Source organism: Dermacoccus sp. UBA1591 (assembly GCF_002322065.1).
Taxonomy (GTDB): domain Bacteria; phylum Actinomycetota; class Actinomycetes; order Actinomycetales; family Dermatophilaceae; genus Dermacoccus; species Dermacoccus nishinomiyaensis.
The window spans coordinates 16,367-24,029 of sequence record NZ_DCNR01000094.1 but is presented as its reverse complement, the minus strand read 5'-3'; the positions used below and the strand labels follow the sequence as shown (position 1 = coordinate 24,029).

The window sequence follows — 7,663 nt, the reverse complement described above, 5'->3', positions numbered from 1 at the left end:
CATCCACCCCAACCGTCACCAGGTGTGCATCAGGCCGACGGCGCGCACTTCACGAGCGTCTGACGCACCGCGACGGCGACGACGTCACCGAGCTGGTTCTTCGCGACGTGCCGCAGCGTGACGATGCCCTGGCCGGGGCGCGACTTCGATTCGCGCTTGTCCTCGATCAGCGTCTCGGCGTACATCGTGTCACCGTGGCGCATCGGCTTGGGAAAGCTGATCTCGCTGAACCCGAGGTTCGCGACGATCGTTCCCATCGTCAGCTGGGCGACCGACAGCCCGACGAGCGTCGACAGCGTGAACATCGAGTTGACGAGGCGCTCGCCGAATTCTGTCCCCGCTCCGTACTCGGCGTCGAGGTGCAGGGCCTGAGTATTCATCGTCAGCGTCGTGAACAGCACGTTGTCGGCCTCGGTGACGGTGCGTCCGGGGCGGTGCTCATAGATCGCGCCGACCTCGAACTCCTCGAACCACAGTCCGCGCTGCGTGATGCGCTTGGGCTGTCGCTCGCCCGATTCGGGGCCGGTAGCGGCGTCGTCGCTCGAGGCGTCTTGGGGTGTTTCATGAAGGGGCATGACGGCCTTTCGTCGAGTCGATCTTTCGTCGAGTCGATGTTGCCCGGGTTTCGGGGCGCCCGCGCCCCGAAACCCGGGCAACATCGGGGGTCACAAGGACAGTTCGCGGGCGATGAGCATGAGCTGCACCTCGGTGGTGCCCTCGCCGATCTCGAGGATCTTCGAGTCGCGGTAGTGACGCGAGACGACGTACTCGTTCATGAAGCCGTAGCCGCCGTGGATCTGCGTGGCGTCGCGGGCGTTGTCCATCGCGGCCTCCGACGCGACCATCTTCGCGATCGACGCGGCCTTCTTGAACGGCCTGCCGGCGAGCATGAGTGCCGCGGCGTTGTAGTACGCCGAACGCGCCGTGTGAGCCCGTGCCTCCATGCGGGCGATCTTGAACTGAATGGCCTGGTACTCACCGATCGCGTGCCCGAACGCCTGACGTTCCTTTGCGTACTTCACCGATTCGTCGACGCATCCCTGCGCCGCCCCGACCGCCAGCGCCGCGATGGCGATGCGGCCCTCGTCGAGGATGCGCAGGAAGTTCGCGTACCCGCGACCGCGTTCGCCGAGCAGGTTCGCCTTCGGCACGCGCACGTCCGAGAACGACAGCGGATGCGTGTCGGAGGCATTCCAACCGACCTTGTCGTAGGCGGGCTCAGCCGTGAAACCCGGCGTGATCGCCGGCACGATGATTGTCGAGATCTCCTTCTTGACGCGCCCATCAGCCGTCTGCGACTCGCCCGTCACCGCCGTCACCGTCACGAGCTTCGTGATGTCGGTGCCCGAGTTGGTGATGAACTGCTTCGAGCCGTTGATGACCCACTCGTCGCCGTCTTCCTTGGCCGTCGTGCGCGTGCCGGACGCGTCAGAACCGGCGCCGGCCTCCGTCAGACCGAAGCCGCCGAGCGCCTCACCGGAGGCGAGCATCGGTAGCCACTGCTCCTTCTGCTCCTGCGAACCGAAGCGGTAGATCGGCATCGCGCCGAGCCCGACGCCCGCCTCGAGGGTGATGGCGACGCTCTGGTCGACCTTCGCGAGTTCCTCGAGCGCGAGGCACAGGGCGAAGTAGTCGCCGCCCATGCCACCGAACTCCTCGGGAAACGGGATGCCGAACAGGCCCATCTCGGCCATGCCGGAGACGACCTCGTACGGGAACGTGTGGTCCTTGTCGTGCTGCGCCGACACAGGCGCGACGACACGCTGCGCGAAGTCGCGCACGCCCTTCGCGAGGTCGGCGTACTCGTCGGGCAGATTGCCCTGCGCGATGAAGTCGGTCATGGCGGTCTCCTACGGGTGTGTGGGCGTCTACCCCTTCTGCGTGCAAGTGCACCCGGGTGCGCTTGCACGCGGAGGGTCAGGGCTCGGCGGGGGATCAGGGCTCGGCGGGGGGCTGAAGAGGCGGAAAGAGCGGGGTGGGATGAAGAGGGAGGTGGTCAGGAGGCGCCGGGCGGTGTGATGCGAGCGAGCACCTCGTCGACGGCCACCTGAGTGCCTGCGGGGGCGAGAACTTCGACGGTGCCGTCGATCGGTGCGGTGAGGGAGTGCTCCATCTTCATCGCCTCGACGATGACGACGACGTCACCCGCCGCGACCTTGGCACCATTGGCGACCTGCACGGCGATGACGGCGCCCGGCATCGGGCTCGTGATGTCACCACCGGCGCTGGCCGCAGCCGACGACCGCAGGCTGACGTGTGGTGCTTCCTTGAGCGTGAACGTCCCGTCTGGTGAGTCGACCCACACCGTGCGGGTGCCGCTCTTGTCGCTCGAGATCGCGGTGCGATACGTGCGGCGTTCGCCGTCGGCGTCGATGACGAATCGCGTTCCGTCGCCGGTGTCGTCGCCCGCGATCACGACGGCGAGTCGCGTCGACTCACCGTCGCCGCGGGCCGCCGTCACGGAGGCGGGCACGTCGCGGCTGATCGTGACGTCCTCGCCGTCGCGGTGGTGGGTGAGGGCGACCTCGACGATGCCGCTCGCATCCTCACTCGGGTCGGTGACGGCGAAGCGGGCGCGCCGCGGGCTGTTGTGGCCGGTGCGCCATCCGTCTCGCCCGGCCCACAGGTCGCCACCGCCGGCGAGCCCCAACGAGGCCGACGCTGCGGCGACGAGCACGCCGTCGGGCGCGGGGGTGGCGACGTAGTCGGCGACGCGCGCGTCGAGCAGGCCGGTGTCGAGGCGCCCGGCGATGACGTCGGGGTCGGCGAGCAGGAAGCGGCAGAAATCGATGTTGGTCACGACGCCGCCGATGTGCGTCTTCGCCAAGGCCGCGTCGAGGCCTCGCAGGGCGGACGCGCGGTCGGGGCCGTAAGCGATGACCTTGCTCAGCATCGGGTCGAAGTTGCTGCCGACGATCGTGCCGACGCGCAACCCCGAGTCGACGCGCACCCCGGCGCCCGTCGGCTCGGACAGCGAGATGACCTCGCCGCCCGTGGGTAGGAAGCCGCGCGCCGGGTCCTCGGCGTACACGCGCGCCTCGATGGCGTGGCCCGTCAGCGTCACGTCGTCCTGCGTGAACCCGAGCGGCTCACCGGCGGCCACGCGCACCTGCCACTCGACGAGGTCGAGGCCTGTGACGAGTTCGGTGACGGGGTGCTCGACCTGCAGGCGCGTGTTCATCTCCATGAAGAAGAACTCGTCGGGCGCGTCGGCGCTGACGATGAACTCGACCGTCCCCGCACCGACGTAGTCGACGGATCGTGCTGTGTTGCAGGCCGCTTCGCCGATTCGTGCACGCGTGGCGTCGTCGAGCAGCGGTGACGGTGCCTCTTCGATGACCTTCTGGTGACGGCGCTGCAGCGAGCACTCGCGCTCGCCGAGATGCACGACGTTGCCGTGCTTGTCCGCGATGACCTGCACCTCGATGTGCCGCGGGCGCAGCACGAACCGTTCGAGGAACAGCGTGTCGTCGCCGAAGCTCGAGGCGGCCTCCCGACGGGCGCGCGCGACGGCGTCGGCCATGTCCTCGGCACGCTCGACGACGTGCATGCCCTTGCCGCCGCCGCCGGCGCTCGGCTTGATGAGGACGGGGAAACCGACCTCGCTCGCGGCCGCGACGAGCTCGTCGTCACTCAGGCCGGGTCGGGCGAGGCCGGGCACGACGGGCACGTCGAACGCGCTGACGGCTGTCTTCGCCGTGATCTTGTCGCCCATCGTCTCGATGGCGCGGCTGCCGGGGCCGAGGAAGGCGATGCCCACCTCCTCGCACGCAGCCGCGAACGCGGTGTTCTCCGACAGGAACCCGTAGCCCGGGTGCACGCCGTCGGCGCCACTGATGCGGCACGCCTCGATGACGGCGGGGATGCTGAGGTAGTTCGTGCGAACCGGGGCGCTGGCGTCACCGCGCGCAACGTCGAGACGGTCCAGGTTGATGGCGACGTCGGCTTCGCGCACGTGCAGCGCGCTCGCGTCGGCGTCGGTGTAGACGGCGACGCTGCGGATGCCCATGCGGCGCAGCGTGCGCATGACGCGGACGGCGATCTCGCCGCGGTTGGCGATGAGAACCGTTGCGATGTCGCGCTTCTCGACGTTCGCGTCGGGGGCGGAGGTCGTGTTCGAGGTCATCTCACTCACATCCGGAAGACGCCGTAGCTGACGTCGGGCAGGTCGGTGCCGGAGCAGGCCTCGAGGGCGAGTCCGACGAGGTCGCGGGTGGAGGCGGGGTCGATGACGCCGTCGTCCCAGAGGCGGGCGGTCGAGTAGTAGGGGTTGCCCTGCGTCTCGTACTGCTCGCGGATCGGGGCCTTGAACGTCTCGGCGTCGTCGTCGCTCCACGGGGTGCCGGCGGCTTCGAGCTGGTCGCCGCGCACCGTCGCGAGCACGCTCGCGGCCTGTTCACCGCCCATGACGCTGATGCGCGCGTTGGGCCACATCCACAGGAATCGCGGCGAGTAAGCGCGCCCGCACATCGAGTAGTTGCCGGCACCGTAGCTGCCGCCGATGACGACGGTGAACTTCGGTACGCGCGCGCAGGCGACGGCCGTCACCATCTTCGCGCCGTGCTTGGCGATGCCCCCGGCCTCGTACTCGCGGCCCACCATGAAACCGGTGATGTTCTGCAGGAACAGCAGCGGCGTCTTGCGCTTGTCGGCAAGCTCGATGAAGTGCGCGCCCTTCTGCGCGGATTCGCCGAACAGCACGCCGTTGTTCGCGATGATCGCGACGGGGTGGCCGTGGATGTGCGCGAACCCGGTGACGAGCGTCTTGCCGTACTCGGCCTTGAACTCGTGGAACTCGCCGGCGTCGACGATCGTCTCGATGACATCGTGCACGTCGTACGGTGTGCGCAGGTCGACGGGGACGACGTCGTAGAGGCGTTCCTGATCATGCACGGCGTCGCGCGGTTCCACGGTGCGCCAAGGGGTTTCGGGCTTCGGCCCGAGCGTGCTGACGATGCTGCGCACCGTCATGAGCGCGTCGTGGTCGTCATCGGCGAGGTGGTCGGTGACGCCTGAGACCTTCGAGTGCAGGTCGCCGCCACCGAGATCCTCGGCCGTGACGACCTCGCCCGTCGCAGCCTTCACCAGCGGCGGGCCGCCAAGGAAGATCGTGCCCTGCTCGCGCACGATGACGGTCTCGTCGCTCATCGCGGGCACGTAGGCGCCGCCGGCGGTGCACGAACCCATGACGGCGGCGATCTGTGGAATGCCCTTCGCCGACAGCGTCGCCTGGTTGTAGAAGATGCGGCCGAAGTGGTCGCGGTCGGGGAACACGTCGTCCTGCTTGGGCAGGAACGCTCCGCCGGAGTCGACGAGGTAGATGCACGGCAGGTTGTTCTCGCGCGCGATCTCCTGCGCGCGCAGGTGCTTCTTCACCGTCATCGGGTAGTACGTGCCGCCCTTGACGGTCGCGTCGTTCGCGACGATGACGCACTCGCGACCCTCGACGCGGCCGATACCGCCGATGACGCCGGCGCCGGGGCACTCGTCGTCGTACATGCCGTCGGCGGCGAGGGGCGCGAGCTCGATGAACGGGCTGCCCGGATCGAGCAGCGTCTCGACGCGGTCGCGCGGCAACAGCTTGCCGCGGGCGACGTGGCGCTCGCGCGACTTGTCGCTGCCACCCTTCGCAGCGCGGGCCAGCTTGTCGTTCAGATCGTCGAGCAGGCGCAGATGCTCGGCTCGGTTGGCGGCTTGGTCGAAGGCCATGCGTTCGCTCACCCCGTGACGTCGGTGGGACGGTCGGTGCGAGCGATCAGGTGACCTGCGTCACTCGCGCATTCAGTTAATCACAATTAACTCAAGTGTGGTGAGCGGGGAGGTCTGCCCGGGTGTCCTCGCCCGAGCACGTGGCGGGAGTCGTCGCAGTGAGCGGTGGGCGGTGGGCCGCTTGTGGCGGCTGGCGTCGTCAACCGTCCGTGTCGCATTCGTGCCAAGGGCTTTACGAGTCGGCGAGGCGAGCGTCCTGGTGAGTGAGGTGCGCATGTGCGCGGCCGGTTGGCGGCGGCCGTCGAGGCTGCGACGGCCGCGGGGGACCAGGGGGATCTGATGACTCGCAGGGATGAATTCACGAACCAAGCTCGGCCGTGGCGACGTGCGGCTGCGGGAGCGGGTGCGGCGCTCGTGGGCTGGCTTCGCGAATCGGCTTCGTACGACCCGAGGTTCGCGTTCGTCGCACTCGATGGGGACAGAATCGTCGGGCACGTGATGGCAACCTGGGGTGACCTCGACGGGGCGCCGACGCTCGGGCTGGGGCCGTTGTCGGTCGAGCCGTCGAGGCAGGGGCAGGGCATCGGGTCACAGTTGATGGAGGCGACCCTGGACGCGCCGCGTCAGGCAGGTGCGAGCGTCATCGTCCTGCCGGGTGAACCGGGCTACTACGCGTGGTTCGGTTTCGTACAGGCTGCGGATCTCGGCATCAGCGCCGACCCGGCGTGGGGCGAGTTCTTCCAGGCGCGTCCTCTCGCGGGCGGCTGGGGGCGCGACGGTGACGCCGCGAGCCCCGCGTATGCCGGGGCCCGCGGCGTCTTCACCTACCCCGAGCCGTTCGCGCGCCTGGGGTGACGGCCGGGCGTGTCGCGCCATCGCGTTTGAAGGGGTAGCCGCGAGCACGGCCGACTCGCGCGGCGCGTGTGGGCCGCAGTGTCGTTTCTTGACGGGGTGCCGCAGTTCGCTTCTGCGCTGTGGCGGCATGACCGGCATAACGCGGCACCCGGTGCCGGGCGCCGGTGCCCTGCGTCAGGGGCAGGTTTCGTCGAGCTTGACGGTCTTGAACCGCACGTCGACGCCGTCCTTGACCTCGGTTCCGGCGGCAGGGGTCTGTGAGCAGACCTTCCAGTGCTTGTCGAGCAGTTGGGGGCGGCTCGTGCCGAGCGCGTCGTCCGAGTGCGAGACGTAGAGCGGGTTGCCGGAGACCCGCTGCACGTCGTCCTGCGCGGCTTGCAAGGTCTTGCCGGTCTCGTCGGGCATGGTGAACGGCTCGGCCTGTGCCCCGACGGCCTTGGAGCTGGCTTCGCCGGCTGCGCTCGATGCTGCGGAGCCTGCGCTCGCCACCGCGCTCGTGGCCTGCGACGCAGCACTGGTTGCGGCGTCCTCGGCCTTGTCGGTGTCGTTGCTCGAGCAACCGGCGAGGGCGAGGACCGCGGTCAGGGCGAGGAGGCTGGTCTTGTTCACGTGTCGAGGGTATCGGTCGCAGCGCGGCCCCGTGCGGGGTTCGAGCGTCGTGGCGCGACGAAGCCGTCGCGCGGCCGGGTCGACTGCCCGTCAGCCCGCGGTCCTGCGAGCGGGAGCCGCGGGTGTTCCGGGCAGCGGGGCGCTGGCACGGGTGTCGAACGTGGTGCTGGCGAGGCGACGCTCTGCCCACGTGATGGTGTCGAGGACGCCGGGGCAGACGAAGGCGCGACGAGCGTCGCCGATCGACTTCGTCTCGAGAATGCCCGCCGAGCAGAGCTCGTCGAGAGCGCGCATGGCTGCCACCTCGGAGACGTCGTGGATGCTCGCGACGGTGGCGGCCGTGAGCACAGGCGTCGCGGGAAGCTGCGAGAGCACCCTGGCGGTGGCGGAGTCGGCGCGCGGTCTGGTGCGGGTGCCGCGCTCCCGGCGTGCGCGGGTGACCTTGTCGTCCCAGTCCGCACGAATCTCGTGCAGTTCGTGTGCGATCCGA

At 69.2% G+C, this 7,663-nt stretch carries 6 protein-coding genes and 1 pseudogene; 1 reads left to right on the top strand and 6 read right to left on the bottom strand.

The features are described 5' to 3' along the window. Positions 1-29 precede the first annotated feature (29 nt). The 4 genes from B2284_RS10430 to B2284_RS10415 form a co-directional block, all read right to left on the bottom strand. Positions 30-575: a MaoC family dehydratase gene (locus B2284_RS10430; RefSeq protein ID WP_237723897.1), complete on the bottom strand. Its 546-nt coding sequence runs from the start codon at positions 573-575 to the stop codon at positions 30-32. Positions 576-665: 90 nt separating this feature from the next. Beyond that, positions 666-1,841 carry an acyl-CoA dehydrogenase family protein gene (locus tag B2284_RS10425; RefSeq protein WP_115296551.1) on the bottom strand — a complete coding sequence of 392 codons (1,176 nt, stop codon included), beginning with the start codon at positions 1,839-1,841 and terminating at the stop codon, positions 666-668. A 155-nt stretch (positions 1,842-1,996) separates the two neighbouring features. After that, complete coding sequence (locus B2284_RS10420; RefSeq protein ID WP_136788561.1) at positions 1,997-4,126, bottom strand: ATP-binding protein; 2,130 nt, start codon at positions 4,124-4,126, stop codon at positions 1,997-1,999. A gap of 5 nt (positions 4,127-4,131) precedes the next feature. After that, positions 4,132-5,709, bottom strand: coding sequence for a carboxyl transferase domain-containing protein (locus B2284_RS10415; RefSeq protein WP_040014862.1), 1,578 nt, complete (start codon positions 5,707-5,709; stop codon positions 4,132-4,134). 339 nt (positions 5,710-6,048) lie between these two features. Here B2284_RS10415 and B2284_RS10410 point away from each other — a divergent pair, with 339 nt between their 5' ends. Then, complete coding sequence (locus B2284_RS10410; protein WP_083607231.1) at positions 6,049-6,564, top strand: GNAT family N-acetyltransferase; 516 nt, start codon at positions 6,049-6,051, stop codon at positions 6,562-6,564. 174 nt (positions 6,565-6,738) lie between these two features. Here B2284_RS10410 and B2284_RS10405 read toward each other — a convergent pair whose 3' ends face one another. Continuing rightward, the gene (locus tag B2284_RS10405) at positions 6,739-7,173 is read right to left on the bottom strand and encodes a PASTA domain-containing protein (RefSeq protein ID WP_074045799.1); all 435 of its coding nucleotides are present in this window, start codon (positions 7,171-7,173) and stop codon (positions 6,739-6,741) included. A 90-nt stretch (positions 7,174-7,263) separates the two neighbouring features. Further along, positions 7,264-7,663, bottom strand: a pseudogene (locus tag B2284_RS10400) (Fic family protein); the annotation flags it as partial.